Annotated in this window: 24 protein-coding genes and 1 pseudogene; 24 read left to right on the top strand and 1 reads right to left on the bottom strand. The window is 40.6% G+C overall.

Annotation, left to right across the window (positions count from 1 at the left end; all coding sequences use genetic code 11):
• The first annotated feature begins 97 nt into the window (after positions 1-97).
• The 24 genes and pseudogenes from ODU45_RS01305 (at position 98) to ODU45_RS01190 (ending at position 21,076) form a co-directional block, all read left to right on the top strand.
• Positions 98-724, top strand: a complete 627-nt coding sequence (locus tag ODU45_RS01305) for a GNAT family N-acetyltransferase (protein ID WP_226319177.1) — start codon at positions 98-100, stop codon at positions 722-724.
• Positions 715-1,443, top strand: a complete 729-nt coding sequence (locus ODU45_RS01300) for a pseudouridine synthase (RefSeq protein WP_398580607.1) — start codon at positions 715-717, stop codon at positions 1,441-1,443. The genes ODU45_RS01305 and ODU45_RS01300 overlap by 10 nt, the downstream gene beginning before the upstream one ends.
• A gap of 401 nt (positions 1,444-1,844) precedes the next feature.
• Positions 1,845-2,354, top strand: coding sequence for a hypothetical protein (locus tag ODU45_RS01295; RefSeq protein ID WP_398580606.1), 510 nt, complete (start codon positions 1,845-1,847; stop codon positions 2,352-2,354).
• Between the two features lie 171 nt (positions 2,355-2,525).
• Positions 2,526-4,388, top strand: coding sequence for an AAA family ATPase (locus tag ODU45_RS01290; protein WP_398580605.1), 1,863 nt, complete (start codon positions 2,526-2,528; stop codon positions 4,386-4,388).
• A 16-nt stretch (positions 4,389-4,404) separates the two neighbouring features.
• Positions 4,405-4,935 carry a hypothetical protein gene (locus ODU45_RS01285; RefSeq protein ID WP_024407948.1) on the top strand — a complete coding sequence of 177 codons (531 nt, stop codon included), beginning with the start codon at positions 4,405-4,407 and terminating at the stop codon, positions 4,933-4,935.
• 33 nt (positions 4,936-4,968) lie between these two features.
• Positions 4,969-5,919, top strand: coding sequence for a helix-turn-helix transcriptional regulator (locus ODU45_RS01280; protein ID WP_398580604.1), 951 nt, complete (start codon positions 4,969-4,971; stop codon positions 5,917-5,919).
• Positions 5,920-6,007: 88 nt separating this feature from the next.
• Complete coding sequence (locus ODU45_RS01275; protein ID WP_398580603.1) at positions 6,008-6,133, top strand: hypothetical protein; 126 nt, start codon at positions 6,008-6,010, stop codon at positions 6,131-6,133.
• A gap of 32 nt (positions 6,134-6,165) precedes the next feature.
• Positions 6,166-7,059: a ribonuclease D gene (locus ODU45_RS01270; RefSeq protein ID WP_398580602.1), complete on the top strand. Its 894-nt coding sequence runs from the start codon at positions 6,166-6,168 to the stop codon at positions 7,057-7,059.
• Between the two features lie 67 nt (positions 7,060-7,126).
• Entirely contained in the window at positions 7,127-7,870 is a 744-nt protein-coding gene (locus tag ODU45_RS01265) for a hypothetical protein (protein WP_105121404.1), read from the top strand.
• 28 nt (positions 7,871-7,898) lie between these two features.
• Positions 7,899-8,009: pseudogene (locus tag ODU45_RS01260) on the top strand (polyketide cyclase); the annotation flags it as partial.
• A 349-nt stretch (positions 8,010-8,358) separates the two neighbouring features.
• Complete coding sequence (locus ODU45_RS01255; protein WP_398580601.1) at positions 8,359-9,636, top strand: uracil-xanthine permease family protein; 1,278 nt, start codon at positions 8,359-8,361, stop codon at positions 9,634-9,636.
• A gap of 333 nt (positions 9,637-9,969) precedes the next feature.
• On the top strand, positions 9,970-10,260 hold the full coding sequence (locus tag ODU45_RS01250) for a hypothetical protein (RefSeq protein WP_398580600.1): 291 nt from the start codon (positions 9,970-9,972) through the stop codon (positions 10,258-10,260).
• An 81-nt stretch (positions 10,261-10,341) separates the two neighbouring features.
• A complete protein-coding gene (locus tag ODU45_RS01245) occupies positions 10,342-11,106 on the top strand; it encodes a hypothetical protein (RefSeq protein WP_398580599.1) in 765 nt (254 codons plus the stop codon).
• A 748-nt stretch (positions 11,107-11,854) separates the two neighbouring features.
• Entirely contained in the window at positions 11,855-12,601 is a 747-nt protein-coding gene (locus ODU45_RS01240; protein ID WP_225533344.1) for a hypothetical protein, read from the top strand.
• A complete protein-coding gene (locus ODU45_RS01235; RefSeq protein WP_002938850.1) occupies positions 12,594-13,235 on the top strand; it encodes an ABC transporter ATP-binding protein in 642 nt (213 codons plus the stop codon). The genes ODU45_RS01240 and ODU45_RS01235 overlap by 8 nt, the downstream gene beginning before the upstream one ends.
• 254 nt (positions 13,236-13,489) lie before the next feature.
• Positions 13,490-13,759: a 30S ribosomal protein S15 gene (gene rpsO / locus ODU45_RS01230; protein WP_002938849.1), complete on the top strand. Its 270-nt coding sequence runs from the start codon at positions 13,490-13,492 to the stop codon at positions 13,757-13,759.
• 14 nt (positions 13,760-13,773) lie between these two features.
• Positions 13,774-13,899, top strand: a complete 126-nt coding sequence (locus ODU45_RS01225) for a hypothetical protein (RefSeq protein ID WP_332420322.1) — start codon at positions 13,774-13,776, stop codon at positions 13,897-13,899.
• Positions 13,900-14,061: 162 nt separating this feature from the next.
• Positions 14,062-16,281, top strand: coding sequence for a polyribonucleotide nucleotidyltransferase (gene pnp / locus ODU45_RS01220; RefSeq protein WP_398580598.1), 2,220 nt, complete (start codon positions 14,062-14,064; stop codon positions 16,279-16,281).
• A gap of 53 nt (positions 16,282-16,334) precedes the next feature.
• A complete protein-coding gene (gene cysE, locus ODU45_RS01215; protein WP_024400199.1) occupies positions 16,335-16,952 on the top strand; it encodes a serine O-acetyltransferase in 618 nt (205 codons plus the stop codon).
• Between the two features lie 97 nt (positions 16,953-17,049).
• On the top strand, positions 17,050-17,235 hold the full coding sequence (locus ODU45_RS01210; RefSeq protein WP_105115901.1) for a hypothetical protein: 186 nt from the start codon (positions 17,050-17,052) through the stop codon (positions 17,233-17,235).
• A 10-nt stretch (positions 17,236-17,245) separates the two neighbouring features.
• Entirely contained in the window at positions 17,246-18,589 is a 1,344-nt protein-coding gene (cysS, locus tag ODU45_RS01205) for a cysteine--tRNA ligase (RefSeq protein WP_398580597.1), read from the top strand.
• Complete coding sequence (locus ODU45_RS01200; protein WP_398580596.1) at positions 18,582-18,980, top strand: Mini-ribonuclease 3; 399 nt, start codon at positions 18,582-18,584, stop codon at positions 18,978-18,980. The genes cysS and ODU45_RS01200 overlap by 8 nt, the downstream gene beginning before the upstream one ends.
• Position 18,981: 1 nt before the next feature.
• Positions 18,982-19,836 carry a helix-turn-helix domain-containing protein gene (locus ODU45_RS01195; protein ID WP_053867473.1) on the top strand — a complete coding sequence of 285 codons (855 nt, stop codon included), beginning with the start codon at positions 18,982-18,984 and terminating at the stop codon, positions 19,834-19,836.
• A 109-nt stretch (positions 19,837-19,945) separates the two neighbouring features.
• The gene (locus ODU45_RS01190; RefSeq protein ID WP_002938838.1) at positions 19,946-21,076 is read left to right on the top strand and encodes an ABC transporter ATP-binding protein; all 1,131 of its coding nucleotides are present in this window, start codon (positions 19,946-19,948) and stop codon (positions 21,074-21,076) included.
• Between the two features lie 39 nt (positions 21,077-21,115).
• Here the strand turns inward: ODU45_RS01190 and ODU45_RS01185 are convergent, their stop codons facing one another.
• Positions 21,116-22,084, bottom strand: a complete 969-nt coding sequence (locus ODU45_RS01185; protein WP_275600936.1) for an aromatic acid exporter family protein — start codon at positions 22,082-22,084, stop codon at positions 21,116-21,118.
• Positions 22,085-22,366 lie beyond the last annotated feature (282 nt).

Raw genomic sequence — 22,366 nt, 5'->3', positions numbered from 1 at the left:
ATTTTCATTATATTCCCATTATTATGAGTTAAAGGAATAGTCATTAGCTTTGGTTAGTATATTTGGGCTACTGTTTGAGTTATGTTATAATGAACCTATGTTAGAAAACAACCGCTTAAATGAATTAATACTTCGCTTTCCAGAGGATGTTCAGTTGATTTTTAAGGACATGATTCCCTCCTATCAGTTGGGCTATGCGGATTATGTCTATCAGACAGATAATTACGCCACCCAAAACCGTCGGATTAAAAATTTGGCAAAAAATTTCCGGAGGATGGATTACTTTTACATCATGCCTCTGCCCCAGGATCTGGCATTGGACATTGCTAACCAATGGCGCTATCAACCACCTTTGGATACCTATACGATTAGTGCAAACCCCGATACCTATGCAGAGATGATTTCACCAGAGGCGCGTGGGGACCGCTTTTTTGCAGTCATTCGCAATGCCGCCCTCATGGGCTATTTCTGTATTGACCAAGATGGCGAGACCGTTGACATTCGTTTGGGTATGAAACCGTCTTTGACAGGTCAGGGAAATGGCAGAGCTTTCTATCAGACTATTGAAGACTACATAGTGGAACATGTTCAGCCAGCTAGTATCAAACTGACAGTTGCTACCTTTCATCAAGCAGCTCAAACCCTCTTTCATGCTCTTGGATTTACAGAAAGAGAACAGCAAGCAGAATATATCAAAATGGAAAAGAAACTCGTATGCGATTAGATAAATTTTTAGTGGATTGCGGTGTTGGCAGTCGGACAGAAGTCAAGAAAGTCCTGAAAAACAAGCAAGTCACAGTCAATGGCCAAGTAGAGACGTCCCCAAAGCAACAAATTGACGAAAAGACGGACCAGATTGCAGTAGCAGGTCAGGTCTTGAGCCATGAGACATTTGTTTATTATTTATTGAACAAACCCAAGGGAGTTATTTCAGCAACCGAGGATGACCGTCATCGGACTGTCTTGGACCAGCTAGATGATACAGCTCGCCAGAAGGAAGTTTTTCCCGTTGGACGCTTAGACATCGACACCCACGGCTTGCTCCTCTTGACCAACAACGGTCAGCTGGCTCATGCCATGCTTTCTCCGAAAAAACATGTTGATAAACTCTACCGTGTACAGGTTGACGGAATTATGACCCAAGAGGATGTCGAACGATTTGCCGCAGGAATGGAGCTGAAAGACTTTACCTGTCAGCCAGCCCAGTTGACCATCCTCTCTACAGATGAAGCTAAGCAGACTTCACTCGTTGACATCACCATCCGAGAAGGGAAATTTCACCAGGTCAAACGCATGGTGCAGGCCTGTGGAAAGATGGTGACAGACTTGCAACGATTGACCATGGGGCCTCTTCGCTTAGATCCAAAATTAGCGCTTGGGGAATACCGCAGGTTGACTGCTTCCGAATTAAAGCAATTAGAAGTCTTTGGTGTGGAATTATAGATATATAGAAGAGACTTGCTCCCGATTGGAGGTCTTCTTCTTTTTGGGGTAAGTAAAAAATGCTAAGGATGCACAGTTGTCGCATCTGAAATTCTAGCCCCTGCTTGACCGTATTTGGTATAACATATTACAATATATATAAGAACCTATGTTCACAGTTCATCGCTTCCATTGGAGTGTTTGAAGGTGGAGATAAGGAAAGGAAATTCCTGACCAATTAGGTGGTAGGCGAAAACAGCCACAGGAGCTTTTTACTCGTCGAAGCAATAAGGTGAAACTAAATGATGATAGAGTCAAGTATTCCTTCAAAAAATTGCCTTGATGAGCAAAAACGATTTCTTGCATAAGAACACTTTGTTTATGAATATAGGTTCTAAGATTTGTCCAAGAGAGGTTATTCTATGTTGAAATATATCCGTGCCCTTCCCCTTGTTATAGTAGCGGGAGCGGTTGTTTACTTTACTATTTTTATCTGTATTGATAATGGTGATTGGACCTATGTTGTGACTAGAGCGCTTGGGCTTAAGGAAGAACATGCCAATAATGTTTCTTTGATTGTAATTGGTGCCCAATCACTTTTTCTGACTTCGGATTGGTTTTACAAGCGGATTCGTGCCTTTCTCAATCGTCGTTTGGAAAAGGCCAAAGGGCTTAATCGGCAGATTTATCTGGGCTATAAGGCAGGGATTGAGTTTTTGATGGCTCTGCCCAAACGAACTATTTTATTCACATTCTATCTACTTTTAGTAGTTGCTGAAAGTGTTGGTCTGATTGAAAAAGCCAAGGATTATGCTGTGGTAATCATCTTCATAATTGCTGTTGACCGCGTGACCAAAATCTGGCCAGAGGAAAAGCGGAGGATGATGGAGTTTAGCCAGAAGATTAAGAAACGGATTAAGAGTGTGGGCTAGTGAAAAACTTTTTAAATATGATTTTACTCTGTTGAAAATCATAGACAGACCCTCTCCTAATAAGATGAAGTAGGATGGGATTGTAAATAAATTTAATAAAATAGATGGATATATTTTGTCCATCTATTTTTATATACTTCTTATAGAGAACGTCAGAATAGAGGGGTAAAGATGAATTATTATCACATAAAACTAATGGGAGATGTACAGCAACTAGAGCGACCTAGTGAATCTTTTACACAAGAAAATAATTGGATGTATTTTTTGAAGGAAAAAGAAGATTTATTTATTGTAACGGGAGCTGCAAATACAAAACGAGAAATAGCAAAAAAGGTTCAATCACTTTGGAAAGTGGATGTCTATTTAGACGACTATTCTTCAATAAATGAGGATGATTTTATTGAAAAAGTTGGGCGTGAAAATTTGGGTGAATTTGGTTATTTCTTATTGAAGCAATCAAAGGAAGATAAGCAAGGTCTTACTCCGAATGCAGATGTGTTGTCAGAAAATATGATTGGTCTCAGCGACTTTAAAAATAGCATTCAGCATCTTATAAACTATTTAGACTACCAATCAAACTATTTAGGATCGCATACGAAAGAGCCATTTTTCTTAATTTTCAACGGTCAAAAGGGGACTGGACGAAAATATGCCCTCCAATATTTAGAACGCTTGTTCGACTTGAAAGCAGTTGATACTCATTGTAGCGAATACTTTCTTCCTAAGACTGAAGAAAAACAATTTCCAGTTGTTTATGACTATTTAAAAGCAAGAGCTCGTCCTAAATTAGAACTTTTCGCTAATATCAATACAAAGAAGGAGAATAATATTTGTATTCTAATTGCTCAATCGACTGAAGAAGCTAAAAAAATAGAAATGGAATTACAGGAGGAATACTATAATGTAAATAGAATCGAGTTTCCTCCTTATACAAATGACGAACTGGTTGAAATTGCTATTCAACTATTAGCAAAGAGACGAATTAGTATAGACAAGAAAATTGTTAGGGAGTATGTAGAAAAGGCTTCAAATCTCATCAATGCAAAAGATATTCGACGAATGGTTCAGAGAATCCATGAATATGCGGTGGCAACCAATTATTGTCAAGAAAACGGATTGCTGGATCTGGGTCACTTTAGTTTGCAAAAGGAACAATCTAAAAGTAAATGTGGCCAAGCTGAGAAGAGGCTGAATCAAATGATTGGTCTTCAATCTGTAAAAAAATTAATCAGACAACAAGTTGCTTTTGAACAACTATCGAAACTGAGGAAAGAAAGAGGCTATCATGTTGAAGAAAGTAATGGGCACTTGTTATTCACAGGAAATCCAGGGACGGGTAAGACAGAGGTAGCTCGTCTTTATACAGAAATCCTGTATGAACATGGATTGATCGCAGAAAACAAGATAGTAGAGGTTGGAAGAGCAGATCTTATTGGGGAATATGTTGGTCAAACAGCACCAAAAATAAAAAAGGTGTTTGATAGTGCCAGTGGTGGTGTAATATTTATCGATGAAGCTTACAGTCTGATTCCACAGAGTGAAAGAGATTTTGCTAATGAAGCTATACCCACCATTATTCAAGAAATGGAAAATCGTCGTAATGAGATAGTTGTTATTTTTGCTGGTTATAAAGATTTGATGCACAATTTTATAGGTACGAATCCAGGATTACAATCTCGAATCTCAAACAACATTCATTTTGAAGATTACTCTGTGGACGAACTGTATGAAATTTTTAGAATGATGTTGAGTAAAAAAGAGTATTCTATTGAATCTAACTATGAGGAAGTATTGTATTCGCATTTTTCAAAAGTTGGAACAACCGAACATTTTGGCAATGGTCGTTATGTTCGTAAACTAATAGAAGCTTGTTTGTATCAACAGGCGACTCGAGTGATGGAAAAGATAGACAATAGAACCTTAGAAGAAACAGAGATGAATGTCGTAATAGAAGCTGACATTAAAAACGCCATCCAAGAATTATCAGAGTTGGAATCAACTCAACGATTAATAGGTTTTGGATTACAGGGATAGAAGAAAGGAAATGCATATGAATAACAATGACTTGAAAGAAAACACTGTGTTTAATGATATGGAAATTTTAGAAATATTTATCGATTTGCTATACAGAAATTTGGACTCAGATACTAGGTTGAGAAGTTCTTTTGACAGTATCAATCGTGAAGTAAGTGATTTTTTGGGGATCCCTCAAAAGAGCTATATCGGACAACTTTTATATATTATTTCAGATGTTGATCAGATTAGAAGGAGCTTTGTTGACCACATAGAATTTTACTATCGAGAGATGAATAGGAAAGTGAAAAGAGTAGTTGGAGTTAGTCTAGCGATTGAAATAGTACAAAATGTTCATTTTCTAGAAGAATTTGATGTTGTGATGATTGAAAATATTGAAGAATTTTATAATAGTACCGATGCGATTCAGAAGAAGTTGGCAAGAATTTTGGAAAGTTATCTAGAAACAGGCGGAAAATTACTGGTAACAGGTTGTGAGTTTGATAATTCAAATGACGCATTGAGCAAGATTCTTTACCAAGGAAATTTATTGAATTTGACTTGTTAAGAGTGTTATAATCTTTTTAGAATTGAGGTTTCTATGAACGATCAGGAAAGATTACTTACAATATTTTTACGCTTACAATCAGGGGCGTATCTAAAAAAATCACAATTGGCAGATGAATTTGGAGTTAGTGAGAAGACTATTCAAAGAGATTTTGCTCTTCTAGGAGGATTTATCGAAAGTCAGCCAATGATTGCAGCAGAGTTAGCCTATGATCCCAAGTACCATACTCGCTTCTTAAAAGGGAAGTCTCTTTTTAACAAAAAGGAAATTCTGACCATTTCTAAAATTTTGCTAGAAAATCGGGCTTTGAATAAGGAAGAAAATAAGGCTGTTTTAGATAGCTTATTTGCTCTAGTATCGAAAGATGAGCAGAAAGAAATTTCTGCCATTATCGCCAGTGAACTCTTAAACTATGCCCCGCTTTCAGATACTCAAAACAGGATTGATAAGATTTGGGAATGGTCAGAGGCCATTCGTAAGGAATTGGTATTAGATATTCGCTACCAATCTCCCTACAATGTAGAAAAGAAACACACGGTTTTTCCTGTGTCACTCTATTACGATAGTCATTACTTTTACCTTGTAGCTTATAATCTAAAACATTCTTCCTATATGACTTTAAAGTTAGATCGGATTTTAGAGTGGAAAGTTTCGCCTGAGAAGAAACCGGATATTTCTTATGGCAAAAAGTTTCGAGACGGTGAAGTACGGAATAAGCGCGTGGATTCTTTTATGGGACGGGAACTAACCATAAGAGTCAGATTTAGCTATGATCCAACCATTGTCTTGGATCAATTTCCGACAGCAAAGATTATCGAAACAAGCTCAGAAGGCAATGTGATTGAATTTGTCAGTCAAGACACACCAGGCTTAAAACGTTGGTTGTTGAGTCAGGCTGATGCCCTAACTGTGCTTTCTCCAAGTTCGCTTGTAGAGAATATGAAGCATTTTCTCAAAAAAATGCAAGAAAACTATAAAATTTAGAGAGATAGGACACTATTGGTCCACCCTATGTATTAGAATGGATGTATCAAATAGATATTGAATTCTTAATTGAAAGAAGGAGAAGTAAATGCAAGAATGGATTGTAGTAGATCAATTTGGGAATGTCATTGCAGGACCGTTTTATGATAAAACAGCTGCGGAAATGCATGCGAAAACGATTCCGAATGCAAGTGTTATCTTGAAAAACAAATAAATTGCAAGGACAGGAATGGAGCTAGTAAGAATATGGAATACGTATCAAGAATTAATTTAAAAACAGGAACAGAATTTCGTAATGAATTGATTGACTTTTGCCTGAAATCAGATGAACAATTTCTTGCGATTGGTTGGAGTGGTATTTTTAGTGAGAACGAGGAAGTTGATTACTTAGATTATTATAATGCAGTAAAAAGTCTTTCTAAGAGAATAAACCCAGTATTGAATATTTTTAGGGAGACCGAGGTTGACGATTTATTCTGGACACGTGATTTAGATGGTAATTACTGGATATGCAGAGCAATAGGGACTGCTTTTGCAAAAATCAATCACCGTTTAGATTACGGAGCTTTGTTACCCGTCAAAGCTTTTAAAGTTGGGACACAAGTTCCTGGACAGATAAAAGCTGCGTTCAACAGAGCTAATGCAGGCACAGCACAAAGAATTCGAGAATCAGTCATTATCGAGTATTCTAAAGCTGTTTATAACGAACTCTCTAATGAAAATTATTATGAGATTTCACACTTAGAGGGAAATCTACTGGACAACTTACCTGACTTTGACTTGGAGGAATTAGTGATAGCTTTTATCCAAATCAAGTATAATTACTATGTTTTATCCAATTCAATTGCTCGAAAATCTATAACTATTAAGGTAGAGTGTGAATTCCTTTCTCGAAATACAGATCAGCCTAAAAAAGCAATTGTTCAAGTAAAAGGGAGAAAAGCTGCTCCACTGGATGCCCTGCAATTCATTGACTTTTTACAGGATGGGTATGAGGTGTTTCTATATGCCCCGACGATTGTAAATTCAAAAAATGTGAACAATCTCATTGTTATTACACCAAGTGAGTTATTAGAGTTTTATCATCAGTATAAGGCAGTCTTGCCTGCTTCTATAACACAGTGGGAAAAGTTGTATTAATGGATTTAATGGTATATGAGTACTGGAAATCAATCAACTCATAAAAAATACAGATAAAGGAGAGGGTATGAGGCTACTTTATAAAACAGAACGAAGAAAGAGTACCAAGTATGAAAGTTTCCAAAATGAATATTACCAAAACGGAAATATAGTTGAAAGATATACAACTACTTGGACAAAAATTCCTGGTCGTCTTGAAAGAGACGAAACAAGAACGAAGGAAATACGAAGTTTAAGTGGTTCATGGGAGATTGATGACCCTCGTTTGCCACAATGGCTCAAAAAGTATATCGTTGTTGATTCGGATTCAGAATTACCTACTGAAGAATACATTGCGAAACTCAAAGACAAAGGATTTCGAGTTTATTTGTGGGGTGATGGTCATCTAATCGTTTTTAAAAATCGAATGGTCAAAATTTTACTTGAAGCTGTTTGGATGGACATCGTTCCGCTTATTAAGCTCTACTACGGTAAGAAAAATACTACTGAGAGACTATTGACTACTTTTGAGAATGATTGGTTTAATCAAAAAGTTACCTATCAACAACTATTGGATAGAGAAGAAGAAATTAATAAAGAAAAGAAACAGAATGTATATGACAACGCTTATCAAAGATTCTATGATATGGACTATGATAGTGAGGCATCAACAAGCCAGCTCATCAAACTCTTGAAGAAGCTTATTTCAATATCCAAAAAGAGTCATAAAGGATTCTATAGCAATCTCCTCGAACAAGTTCAACAAACTGAACCGAGTCGCGAGAGTTTTGCAACCTTTATGGCTACTATTTTCAAGCATAGGTCTCAATAAGCTATTACTGAATAATATTGTCTAATACTACGCCCACTTTGACGTCTACCGCCTCAAAGACGGAAAGATTGTCGAGCACTGGGACAACAAGGAAGTTATACCAGACAAAAAAGACTTGACCAATTTAGGGAAGTTTTAAGAAGGGAATTTTCTCTTCTTTTTTCTTGACTTGATTAGCTTCGCAGTGAATCGCGTGACCAAAATCTGGCCAGAAGAAAAGCGCAGGATGATTGAGTTTGGTCAAAAGATTAAGAAACGGATAAGAGATGCAGGTGATAGCTAAGTTTACTGCTCTGCTATTTTCCTAAAAAATAAAATTTTATAAAATTCCTTGCAATAAACCGAACCTTTATGTTACAATACCAAAAGCGTAGGTTTTTAAACTCATCCCGTGAGGTGAGAAAGACAACAGGAAAATTTATTAAGGGCCTATGACTATGTATATTTAGAAAGTCTGGGTCTTTTTGTGTACCCAGAATGGGAGATTTATGAGTACAAAAGCCAATCTTTTGTTTGATGTCCATGAGAAACCAGCACCGCTTCAAGGGATTTTGTTGAGTTTCCAGCACGTGTTTGCTATGTTTGGTGCGACGATTTTGGTGCCGCTGATTCTCGGTATGCCCGTATCGGTTGCTCTCTTTGCATCAGGTGTTGGGACCTTGATTTACCAAGTGGCAACCCAGTTTAAAGTTCCAGTTTACTTGGGTTCATCCTTCGCCTACATTTCCGCTATGGCGCTTGCTATCAAGGAAATGGGTGGGGATGTGTCAGCTGCCCAGACAGGTGTTTTCTTCGTCGGCTTGATTTACGTGTTGATCGCTGCACTTGTCAAAGTTATCGGTACTAAGTGGATTGACAGCCTCTTGCCACCGATTGTTATCGGTCCAATGATTATCGTTATCGGTCTGGGCCTTGCCAACTCTGCCGTGACTTCGGCAGGCTTTGTCGCAGACGGCGACTGGAAAAATGTCGTCGTGGCGATTGCAACCTTCTTGATTGCTGCTTTTGTCAATACCAAAGGGAAAGGCTTCGCCAAGATTGTTCCCTTCTTGATTGCCATCATCGGTGGTTACGTGATTGCCCTCTTCCTTGGCCTGGTTGACTTCACACCCGTTTTGGAAGCGGCTTGGTTTGAATTGTCAGGTTTCTACCTACCATTTGAAACAGGTGCCTTCAAGTCGTACAATTTCTACTTCGGTCCAGAAATGATTGCTATCTTACCAATTGCTGTTGTAACAGTAGCTGAGCATATCGGTGACCACACCGTTCTCAGCCAAATCTGTGGCCGCCAGTTCTTGAAAGATCCAGGCCTCAGCCGTACCTTGATTGGTGACGGTGTGGCGACTGCTGTATCTGCATTTATCGGTGGACCAGCCAATACGACCTACGGTGAAAATACAGGGGTTATCGGTATGACTCGCATCGCATCGGTATCGGTTATCCGTAATGCAGCCTTGATTGCCATTGCCTTCTCATTCTTGGGTAAATTTACAGCCCTTATTTCAACTATTCCAAGTGCCGTTCTTGGTGGTATGTCTATCTTACTTTACGGTGTTATCGCCTCAAACGGTTTGAAAGTTTTGATTGAAAGCCGTGTTGATTTCGGTCAAGTCCGCAACCTGATTATTGCAAGCTCAATGCTGGTATTGGGTCTTGGTGGAGCAGTTCTCAACATCGGTGCCATCACCCTTTCAGGTACAGCCCTCTCAGCCATTGTAGGTATTATCCTCAATCTTATCTTGCCAAAAGCAGAAAAGGCAGAGTAATAAAGAAATAATTGAAAGTCAGCTCCGGCTGGCTTTTTTTGATGGTGTAGAGAAGATTGGGGTGAAATAATTAGTTTTCGAGGAGTGTGAAAGGTTTAGTTGTTTAATTCTCCTGTCATATTTCCTAAGTTATTTAATTATAACCTTGATATTTTTTGCCATACTTGATATAATTTACATATCAATATAAACAGCTTCCTTATAAGGTTTTCATGAAAGGATAAGATTCACATGAAAACGAGATTATCTATAAAAAAGCCAATTATCGTAGCAATAGCATTATTGGGATTAGTTTCTCCGACGGTTTTTTCAAGAGGAGTACTAGATTATTCCATGGTCTTACCACGTATAGGATCTACAACAACCGGTAGCATAATCAAGGTGACTCATTCGCGAGGAGTGAATCGCAATGATTCTACAGGTGGTGGAAAGACTTTAAATACCTCAATACGAAATTACCACAGCGGTAGTGATATAACTCCGACCTATTCTCTTCCATCTGGTGCTAGGGTTCTCATGTCTTATCATGGAAGTGGTAGTCATTATGTCAATGAAACGACTACTTTGGGATTAGCTACTCAATTCGGAAATACAGTTAGAGTACAGATGAAGAATAGTGATTAGTAATGAGCTAGGAAGTTGTTTATTGAGACTATTGAGCTAGTGGAATTTGTTCATCTAGCTCTTTATTATCAGGAGGTAAAAATGAAATTTTTACTAATGAATGTTAGAAGAACTATTTTCTCTAAAAAGATGCTTTTGTCATTGCTCTTGGCATTTTCCTGTATCCTGATAGGGAATATGGTTGCTTTTAATGGCATATACAAACTTGAAGGATTGTCCCTGTTTTTTGCAGGATCGACTATCAGGGGCTTTTCGCCGATAAGCCTTGTGGCAGCGGTTATCAGTACGATTCCGATAGCTGATCGGGTTATTGAGGATAGCAAGAATCACTTTCTGCGCTTGCAACTGCAAAGAATATCCCGTATAAAATATATTTGGACTCTTCTTGTGACGGCAGGAATTTCAGGATTTTTGTCCCTTTTTTTACCCTATTTCCTGCTTTTGGTTGCAAATCTATGTCTGACGCCATATAAGGAAATATATATTGGTGACTATCAAGGTGTTTTTAAGTCTATTTTTGATAGTAATCAGTTAGTTTATTCTATCTTAATAACGATATGGTATGGGATTTTTGGTAGCGTTTTTGCAGTATTTGGCCTAGCTAGTTCTCTTGCTTTTCGTCAAAAAATTGTTGGGGTATTTTTCCCTTGCCTCTATATGATTTTGGGCGGGTTGTTTTTTGCCTTGCTAGATTTGTCTTTTTTAGAGCCTGTTGGGATTATTTCTTGGGGTTACCAGTTTCAATTAAATTTTCTACTTGTATTTTTGCATCTACTGTGTATTTTTCCCATCTGTCTTGGAATGATTTTATATCATTTTCAGTTCCGAGTGGAGGATAGTATATGAGATTTTGTAGAATTCTATTTTTTCATAAAAAATCTACTATCTTCAGATTATTTTTTATCATCTTACTTGGGAGTTTGATTTTTTCAAATACCACCTATCAATATTATTTAGGTCATTATCAACTTGTTCCAAATGTTTTTACCTGGCTACTGATTCTATGCCAAGATATAACAACAGGTGTCTACCTGATACCGATTATCTACACTGCTATTTTATTTTTTTGTATAGAAGTTTTTACAAGAGATACATTTGTCACACTGCGTTTTTTATCCATCAAAGATAAGTATTACTTTTTATTAAATTATAGCTTGCTACTTCCATTCTTATTTGTATTTCTTCTGATGTGTCTGGTATTTTTGATGGGGTTGGTAAATTCGTTTTCTTTTTCAATTTCTTCTATACATCAACCACTTCTATCAGAAGTTTATGAAATATCTTACGTTTCTAATTTTCAAAGTATACTTTTGCCCTTGTTTAGTTTTTTATGTTATCTTATTTTCCTCTCGGAAATAGCCTTGTTTAATTTTCTTCTTTTTCAAAAAGGAAGTACAGTCATGGCTAATCTTTTCTCATTTTTGTTAATACAATCTGTTTTCTGGTTTTATCCGATCAATGCAACCATTAGTCAAGTCTTTCCTATCCATCACTATATTTTAAAATCAGTAAGTTACCACAAGGAGTTATTGTATTGGCTAATTCTCTTGCTTTTTTTCATTTTGTTAAACCTATATAAAATAAGAAATACAGAGTGGGAGGAATAGGAATGAGGGAGAGTTCCATTATAAAAAATTCTTTATTCTGGGAATGGCGTTGTTTGACTACTAGCTCTCAGTTTTATATTTATCTAATTTTATCAGGGATGTATTACTTATTGTTAGCGCTATTGAATTTTTTTGAAGTCGGCTTCGGTGAGTATCTTCTAAAAGGTCCTGGGTTGGATGGCATAGAAACCATTAGTCTACTTTCTTACCTATTGTTTCAAGCACAGAATATTTTTTTGTTGCAACAGCTATTTTCTGGTTTATCAACAACAAACTTCAACTTAACGATACTAAGAATTGGGAGTATAAAAGATTGGTTTCTTGTCAAGCTTGTGTCCTTGATATTTCTATCACTTTTATTGGGGTTGTTTCAAACAGTTCCTCTGTTTTTTATAGGTAATATGGACTATTTGTTTTTCTTGCATTTTTTCGTAGTTAATAGCACTAATTTTATTTTGTTCAGTTCATTGCTCTTTTTATTGTTCCATTTTGATTTTTCGGATGCTGTCTCGTTTTGCATTACTTATTCTTTACTCGTTTTTATCATTTTTTCAGGAGAAATTTTAGGAGAAAATACAAATTATTTCGTTACGATATTGGCACGGGTAGCTGAGTATGAGAAAAATTCAAATTTGTCACTTTTCATCGCTATATTCTTTGAGATTATACTAAGTGCGGCGATACTTTCTTTTATAAAGATCAGATATTCTTTGGGAGGTAAAATACATGAATAATAGTATTATAAAAATTGAAAACCTTAGCAAAAAATTTAAGAATTGTGATTTATTTGATAATTTACACTTTGAGTGTTCGGAAGGGGAAATAGTAGGGATAACTGGTATAAATGGTTCGGGGAAGAGTGTTCTGTTCAAATTGATAGCGGGCCTTATGCAACCGAATTCTGGGACTATCAAGGTGTATGGAGAAGATATTGTCGGAAAGATTCCATCTGGTTTAGGTGCATTAATTGAAGAACCAGGCTTTATTCCCAATTATAGTGGATTTGAAAATTTAGAATTTTTATCAACTATCCAAAATATCATTGGTAAGGAAGAAATACTTGCAACCTTACATCGTGTAGGACTCTTTGAAGATAAGGATAAAAAGGTTAGGAATTACTCTCTCGGTATGAAGAAAAAATTAGGAATTGCACAGGCTATTATGGAAGAGCCTAGAATCCTTCTATTGGATGAGCCGACAAATGCTTTGGATAGTCAGAGCGTTCAGAGGGTGTATGACTTGCTAAAAGAACTTTCAAAAGAAAAGGGTGTTACGGTTTTATTGGCCAGTCATAATGATAGTGATATTAGACATCTATGTGATAAAGTTTATCTTCTCGAAAATAAGCAATGTAAGTTATTGAAATAGAAATAATTTATGAATTGTGCATTCAGTTTTGTACAAAATTCGTGACTATTTTGACGGTAAGGCTAATTTGTAAAGGTGAATTTGAAAAAGAATAGAGAAAGTCTACTCGGTTTATTGGAAGATAATATCAGTTGACAAAAGAGTTATTCCTTGATAGAATAAATGAGGTCCAAAAAGGACAAATCTAGCTTTTTCTTGGTTACAGGTCGCCAACCTGTCACTCGGATTAGGCTCAAAACAAAGGAGAACATATCATGGCAATCTCAAAAGAGAAAAAAAATGAAATCATGGCACAATATGCTCGTCATGAAGGCGACACAGGTTCAGTTGAAGTACAAGTAGCAGTACTTACTTGGGAAATCAACCACCTTAACGACCACATCAAACAACACAAAAAAGACCACGCAACTTACCGTGGTTTGATGAAAAAAATCGGTCGCCGTCGTAACTTGTTGGCATACCTACGCCGCACAGACGTAAACCGTTACCGTGAATTGATTCACTCACTCGGACTCCGTCGTTAATATAGGAAACTGCCATGTCTTCGGACATTGGCAGTTTTTCTTATGTTCCATTATGGAAGTGTAGTGCTCGGAAAAAGCTGGGTGTTCTTCGTTTGATTGAAGAGTATTCGATTCGTTCGGTTGTTTATATAGCAGGTTAGATTTTCCCTCAAATTCCTTCCTCAATTCCCCACATTTTCCATCAAATATGATAAAATAAATAGTATGCGTGGTTTTGTGCAAAAGAGAGTGAAACAAGCTTGTTTGATTGTCTTTTGTAGAAAACACGCAAGAAAAATTTCAGAAAAAATAGGAGACAATTCATGTCAAAACAAGTATTTGAAACGGTTTTTGCTGGCAAGAAATTGGTCGTTGAAACTGGCCAGGTTGCCAAACAAGCCAATGGTGCGGTTGTTGTTCGCTATGGCGACTCAACAGTCCTTACAGCGGCAGTTATGTCCAAGAAAATGGCGACGGGTGATTTCTTCCCGCTCCAAGTCAACTATGAAGAAAAAATGTACGCCGCAGGGAAATTCCCAGGTGGCTGGATGAAGCGTGAAGGCCGTCCGTCAACTGATGCGACCTTGACAGCTCGTTTGATTGACCGCCCAATTCGTCCAATGTTTGCGGAAGGCTTCCGTAACGAAGTTCAAGTCATCAACACAGTTCTTTCTTACGATCCAGATGCCTCTGCTCCAATGGCAGCCATGTTTGGTTCTTCATTGGCATTGGCAATCTCAGACATCCCATTCAACGGTCCAATCGCAGGTGTCCAGGTCGGTTATGTCAATGGTGAACTCATCATCAACCCTGACAAGGCTCAGATGGAAGAGTCTTTCCTTGACTTGACAGTAGCTGGTAACAAGGACGCCATCAACATGGTAGAGTCTGGTGCCAAAGAATTGTCAGAAGACATCATGTTGGAAGCACTCCTCAAAGGTCATGAGGCTATTCAAGAACTCCTTGACTTCCAAAATCAAATCGTGGCAGCAGTCGGCAAGGAAAAGGCAGATGTGGAACTTCTTCAAGTGGACCCAGAATTGCAGGCTGAGATTGTCGCAGCTTACAATGACGATTTGAAAAAAGCGGTGCAGGTAGAAGAAAAATTGGCCCGTGAAGATGCGACCAATGCTGTGCGTGAGACCGTCATCGCAGCCTACGAAGAAAAATATGCTGAACACGAAGAATTCGACCGCATCATGCGGGATGTCCATGAAATCTTGGAACTCATGGAGCACGCAGAAGTTCGTCGTTTGATTACAGAAGACAAGGTCCGCCCAGACGGTCGTCGTGTGGATGAAATTCGTCCGCTGGATGCAGAAGTAGACTTCTTGCCAAATGTTCATGGCTCAGGTCTCTTTACCCGCGGTCAAACGCAAGCTCTTTCTGTCTTGACCTTGGCACCAATGGGTGAAACTCAAATTATCGATGGTTTGGATGATGAGTACAAGAAACGCTTCTTGCACCACTACAATTTCCCACAATATTCAGTGGGCTCAACTGGTCGTTATGGTGCACCAGGTCGTCGTGAGATTGGTCACGGTGCTCTTGGTGAGCGTGCTCTTGAGCAGGTATTGCCTAGCTTGGAAGACTTCCCTTACGCTATCCGCTTGGTAGCAGAAGTCTTGGAATCAAACGGTTCTTCATCACAGGCTTCTATCACAGCTGGTACCCTTGCCCTCATGGCAGGTGGTGTGCCAATCAAGGCACCAGTTGCAGGTATTGCTATGGGTCTGATTTCAGACGGCACCAACTACACCGTTTTGACCGATATTCAAGGTCTTGAGGACCACTTTGGCGACATGGACTTCAAGGTGGCAGGTACTCGTGACGGTATCACAGCCCTTCAAATGGACATCAAGATTGACGGTATTACACCGCAAATCTTGGAAGAAGCCTTAGCACAAGCTAAGAAGGCACGTTTTGAAATCCTTGATGTCATCGAAGCGACGATCCCAGAAGTTCGTCCTGACTTGGCACCAACTGCACCGAAGATTGACACTATCAAGATTGATGTAGATAAGATCAAGATTGTTATCGGTAAGGGTGGCGAAACCATCGATAAGATTATTGCAGAAACTGGCGTGAAAATTGATATTGACGAAGACGGTCTTGTGGCGATCTTCTCACCAGATCGCGATGCGATTGAGCGGACCAAGGAAATCATCGCAGGTCTTGTTCGTGAGGCAAAAGTGGACGAAGTCTTCCAGGCAAAAGTTGTCCGTTTGGAGAAATTCGGTGCCTTTGTCAACCTCTTTGACAAGACTGATGCTCTCGTCCACGTTTCTGAAATGGCTTGGACTCGTGTCAATAAACCAGAAGACCTAGTTGAAATCGGCGATATTGTCGATGTTAAAGTTATCAAGATTGATGATAAAGGACGTATTGATGCTTCTATGAAGGCTCTTCTTCCAAAACCAGAAGGTTATGTGGAGCCAGAAAAACACGAGCGTTCTGACAGACCACGCCGTCATAAAGACAACAAAGAGAAAAAAGATAACAACTTTGGTGAATTCAAATTCCACAAGGTTGAAAAGAAATAAGCTGAGTAGACAAGTTCGGTAGCGGGCTTGTCTTCTCGCTAGAAGGAGTGACTATGGGTTGGTGGAAGGACACCATTGAGATTGTAAAAGAAAAAGATCCGGCAGCACGGACGACCTTGGAAGTCCTTTTGACTTACCCTGGTGTCAAGGCCTTGGCGGCCCACCGTCTATCCCACTGGATGTGGAAAAAAGGTTTCAAGCTCCTGGCTCGGATGCACAGCCAATTTTGGCGTTTTTGGACCAATATTGAGATTCATCCAGGTGCCGAGATTGCTTCGGGGGTCTTTATTGACCACGGAGCTGGTTTGGTTATTGGTGAGACAGCTATTATTGAGTCTGGTGTCATGCTTTACCACGGCGTAACGCTTGGTGGAACGGGTAAGGATACGGGCAAACGCCATCCAACTGTCCGAAAGGGTGCCCTTGTTTCTGCACACGCACAGGTTATTGGACCTGTTGAAATCGGAGAAAATGCCAAAGTGGGTGCAGCTGCCGTTGTCCTAGCCGATGTTCCAGCAGATGTGACAGTGGTCGGTATGCCAGCTAAAATTGTCCGTGTACACGGTCAAAAAGATGAGAAGGTCATTCATGACATGGAAGATGGCCGTGAACACTACACGACTAAGCTTGCGGAATTACGAGAAGCCAGCCACCATTCGTCGCATTTGTAGGAAAGAAGGTTGATATGCTGCTAGAAGAATTTGAAAATACCTCTGCAGTTATTGAACCGACGGACAAGACCGTTGCAAGAACATTAGAAAGTACATCATGTTAAAAAAATTAGTAAGACAAAACTGGCCTTATGTGTTGACCTCCATCGCTGGAACAATTCTATCTATCCTTAAGTTTTCCCAAGGAAACTGGCAGCTAGGGATGATTTGGCTGGCAGTGACAGCTTATTGGCTAGTAAAATTGTATCAAAAGTATCAAATCCTAAAGAATACTCAGAAGTAATGGAGAAACTATGATTAAAATTTACGATACCATGACTCGCAGTTTGCGTGACTTTGTTCCCTTGGAAGAGGGGAAGGTCAAGATGTATGTTTGCGGTCCGACGGTTTACAACTATATCCACATCGGAAATGCCCGTAGTGTCGTGGCTTTTGATACCATCCGTCGCTACTTTGAATACCGTGGCTTTGATGTGACCTACATTTCTAACTTTACGGATGTGGATGACAAGATTATCAAAGCTGCTAATGAAGCCGGCATGACAACCAAGGAACTGTCTGATAAGTTTATCGCAGCTTTCAAGGAAGATGTGGCAAAGTTAGGTGTCAAGCCAGCTACCAAAAACCCTCGCGTTATTGACTACATGGATGAAATCATTGATTTTGTGCAGGTCTTGATTGACAAGGGGTACGCTTATGAAGCGGCTGGCGATGTTTATTTCCGTGTGGAAAAGGCAGCCAATTATGCTCGTTTGGCCAACAAAACCCTGTCTGACTTAGAAGCTGGGGCTTCTGGTCGTGTTGAGGGAGAAGGTCAATTGAAGGAGCATCCTTTCGACTTTGCCCTGTGGAAAACTGCCAAGCCAGGCGAAGTTTCTTGGGAAAGTCCTTGGGGAGCAGGTCGTCCAGGTTGGCATATCGAGTGTTCGGTTATGGCGACAGAGATTTTGGGAGATACCATTGATATTCACGGTGGTGGTGCGGACTTGGAATTCCCTCACCATACCAATGAAATCGCCCAGTCTGAGTGCAAAACAGGGCAAACCTTTGCCAATTACTGGATGCACAATGCCATGCTCAATATCAATGATGAGAAGATGTCCAAGTCCTTGGGCAATTTCCTGACAGCCCATGATATGTTGGAACAAATTGACGGTCAGGTCTTGCGATTCTTCCTATCGACCCAGCACTACCGCCGTCCACTCAACTACACTGAGAAGGCTATTTCAGATGCGGAAATCAATCTCAAATATCTAAAAAATACTTATACACAACCTGTGCAAAACTCTGTGGATAAGTTGGGTCTTGAATTACATCTGTCGGCCTTTGAAGCGGCAATGGATGATGATTTCAATGCGGCAAATGGGATTACGGCTATCTTTGACTTTGCCAAATGGATCAACTCAGGCAACTACGATGAAACTGTAAAAGAAGCCTTTGGGAAGATGCTCGCCGTCTTTGGCATCGTCTTTGAAGAAGAAGTCTTGGATAGCGAGATTGAAGCCTTGATAGCAGAACGTCAAGCAGCGCGTGCCAATCGGGACTTTGCGACGGCTGACCGCATTCGTGATGAATTGGCGGCCCAGGGCATCAAGCTCTTGGACACCAAGGACGGTGTGAGGTGGACACGTGACTAAGGCAGTGGATGTCAATCTCATCAACGGTATTGCTCTGGCTTTTGAAGGGGATGCTGTCTATTCCATGTATATCAGACGGCACTTGATTTTCAAGGGGCTGACCAAGCCCAATCAATTGCACGGTGAGGCTAACAAATACGTCTCGGCCAAGGCTCAGGCAAGTCTGATTTCTGCCCTCTTAGAAGCTCAGCTATTGACCGAAAAAGAGGAAGAAATCTACAAGCGGGGAAGGAATAGCCATAGCCACACCAAGGCCAAGAATGCGGACGTAGTCACCTATCGAATGTCCACAGGTTTTGAGGCGGTTTTGGGCTATTTGCACATGACCGAGCAGATGGAACGCCTGGATGAACTGGTGGGCTGGTGTATTGACAAAATAGAAAGGGGATAAGATGTTCGAGAAGGAAGTCAAAGGCTGGTTTCCGCAGGCCAAGTTGTCGCAGGAAGCGGGTGAAAACTCTCTTGCTTTGGGCGACGGTCGCTATCTGAATCTGGCGGATGCGGACTTGACGGATCGGGAACGCTACCTCTTGTCCTTGTTGTCGCGTCCTCAAGACCAGAAACCGTCTAGCCCTTGGCAGTCCTACCTACAAGGTCAGGGCTCGCTGCCCCAGGCGGTTGAAGCCGTGCAGTTTATCCATGTCCACCTTTGGTCGCAGAAGGAAGCCCAGCTGGACGCTTGGCGGACCATGATGACCGACCTCCTACCCAGCCAGGTGGCTCAGGTGCAGCTGACGGCTCAGGACTACCTCTTTATCCTGGACCAAGGCACTTGGACGGACTATCAAAGCCTTCTGGCAGACACCTTGTCGGCCTTGGAGTTCGACTTCGGCTTGCGACTGACCCTCTTGGCTGGCCAGGTCTGGCCCCGTCAACTCGCAAACCGCTGGCCCCAACTCTATCAAGCAGAGGTGACCCTTTTCGCTCAATGGCGGGCCCACTACCACAAATCGACCGTCCTCTCCTTTAGTCAACTTTTTCTTTGGGGACAAGGCAGAGCAGGCTTGGAGCTTGGTCTGATAAAAGCCAGTATGCTAGAGCTGATTGACCAGCAAGATATGCAGAACATCATTCTAGCCCTATGGGCAGAGGGAGCTGTGGTCACCAAGACCGCTCAGGTCCTCTATATCCACCGCAATACCCTCCAATACCGCTTGGACAAGTGGCAGGATATGACTGGGCTCCAGCTCAAAGCCCTGACCGACTTGAGTTTTTGTTATCAGGTCCTCTTAGACAGACTTTACTGATATTTTGTGCAATCTGCACAGAATATCTTTTTTCTTTTGTTCACCTTGACCTAGAAAAATAAAACGCTTTCATTTATAATAAAACTATCAAAGAAAGTGAGGCTTGAACATGGTTCAACTTAATTTAAAAAATATTTATAAAAAATATCCAAATAGCGAGCATTATTCCGTTGAAAACTTTAATCTAGATATTAAAGATAAAGAGTTTATTGTTTTCGTAGGTCCTTCAGGATGTGGTAAATCAACTACTCTTCGTATGATTGCTGGATTGGAAGATATTACAGAAGGTGAAGCTTACATCGACGGTGTGTTGATGAACGATGTGGCACCAAAAGACCGTGATATTGCCATGGTATTCCAGAACTATGCCCTTTACCCACACATGACTGTATTTGACAACATGGCTTTCGGTTTGAAATTGCGTAAATACAGCAAGGATGAAATCAAAAAACGTGTGGAAGAAGCAGCACAAATTCTTGGCTTGACTGAATTCTTGCAACGTAAACCTGCTGACCTTTCTGGTGGTCAACGCCAACGTGTTGCCATGGGTCGTGCCATTGTCCGTGATGCCAAAGTATTCCTGATGGATGAGCCTTTGTCAAACTTGGATGCCAAATTGCGTGTATCCATGCGTACAGAGATTGCTAAAATCCACCGTCGTATTGGTGCAACAACGATCTACGTAACGCACGACCAAACAGAAGCTATGACCTTGGCTGACCGCATTGTTATTATGTCTGCGACTAAGAATGAAGCAGGTACAGGTACAATCGGTCGTATCGAACAAATTGGTAGCCCAGAAGAGCTTTACAATAAACCTGTAAACAAATTTGTTGCCAGCTTCATCGGTAGTCCTGCAATGAACTTCTTTACAGTGACTCTTCAAGAGGGTGTGCTTGTTGGAGATGGTTTCAAAGTAGATCTTCCAGAAGGTCGTCGTAAGCACTTGGAAGAAAAAGGCTACAATGGCAAATCATTTACATTGGGTATCCGTCCAGAAGACATTAAGGCTTCACAATTGGAGTTGGACACTTATCCATCTTCTATCGTGGAAGCAGAAGTTGTCGTTTCAGAGCTTCTTGGTGCGGAAACTATGCTCTACTCTAAAGTAGGAAATACAGAATTTGTATCTCGTGTAGATGCGCGTGATTACCACAATCCAGGAGACAAGGTTCGCTTGACCTTCAACCTCAACAAAGCTCATTTCTTTGATGATGAAACAGATCAAGCCATTGTTTAATCTTTTATAATTTGTTCATAAAACACCAAAGACCCGCTATTATGACGGGTCTTTTTCATCTTTATAAACCTCATAAAAATCAACCTTGAGTCGAATAAAGGCTTCCATGTCGTGTAGGAGTTGGAAGAGGGTGGCACGGGTTTCAAATTCTTCTCGGGTTTGTGGCAGTGGTCGCTCGCGGAAGGTGGCATGGAAGAGTTCGATGTCCAGGAGCAGTTCCTTAGCGGAGTTTTCTCGGCTCAGTTGTTGGGCTGCTCGCTCGAAGAGGCTGGACAGAATGACATTTTCTCTGCCTTCTAGCAAACATTTGTTGATATTTCCTGCCATGGTCCGCAGGATTTTGTTTTGTGCAGCTCGCATTTCAAAGTAATGGACCTGGTAGTTGGTCTGTTGGAAGAGCTGGTTGTGGCGGTCTAGATAGACGACTTTCAGGGCCTCATCCAAGGTCTTATCCAGCTGCGTAATCAATTCAGCCTCGTTTCGTCCGTCGCCGTTGAGTAGAAAGGCTTCAAAGCGGAGGAGAATCTGCTTGAGCAGGTCTTCGACTTGGTCGTGATAGGCCTCGATTTTCTTTTCTTGCGAGGGCATATAGAGGTTAAACAAGAGGGCCAGTCCTGCCCCAATCAGAAAAAGCGCCAGCTCATTTCCCAAAAAAATCAGCGAAATATCTTGCTCTAGCAAGAGGTGGGTGACGAGGACGGTCGAGGGGGCGATGCCAGCCTCCCAGTTGAATCGGTAGGCCAGAGGGACGTAGAGGGCTAGGTAGATGCCTAGGGTCCAGATACCGAAGCCAAAGAGGGCAAAGGTCAGGACGGCTATGGTCAGGGCCAGGAGGGTGGAAAAGAGGCGGTTGCGGGCCATTTTGAAGCTGGACTTGCGGGTGTCAAGGACGCTGAGAATGGCAATGATGCCAGCCGCTGTCGCATAGGATAAGCCCAGAGCGGTCGCTAGGTAAATGGCTAGGACGGTAGCCAGGATGAGTTTAATCGTGCGGAGGGAGAGGGACATGGGTGCTCCTTTGGTCTTAGTCTTCTTTTTATTGTACCATAAAGAGACTGGGCAAAAACTAGCCAGTAAATAAAAAACACAGATAGATTCAAGCTGATTCTGATGAAATTCAGCCGAACTGTCTGTGTTTTTCTTTCTGCTTCTACTATCTTGGACTAATTTCTTAGCCAATTTCGTGAGATTCATGCTCATTAGGAGGAATCCTATCTCAGTTTCAACCACCTTTTGACCTCTGACATGGACTCTGCGCACGCCAAAAACACCCTTCATCCTACCAAATAC

Origin of the sequence: Streptococcus sp. 2022WUSS135, from assembly GCF_044427045.1 — a bacterium.
Classification (GTDB): Bacteria; Bacillota; Bacilli; order Lactobacillales; family Streptococcaceae; genus Streptococcus; species Streptococcus hashimotonensis.
Note: the sequence above shows the minus strand (reverse complement) of the source record. Positions and strands in the feature narration are given on the sequence as shown.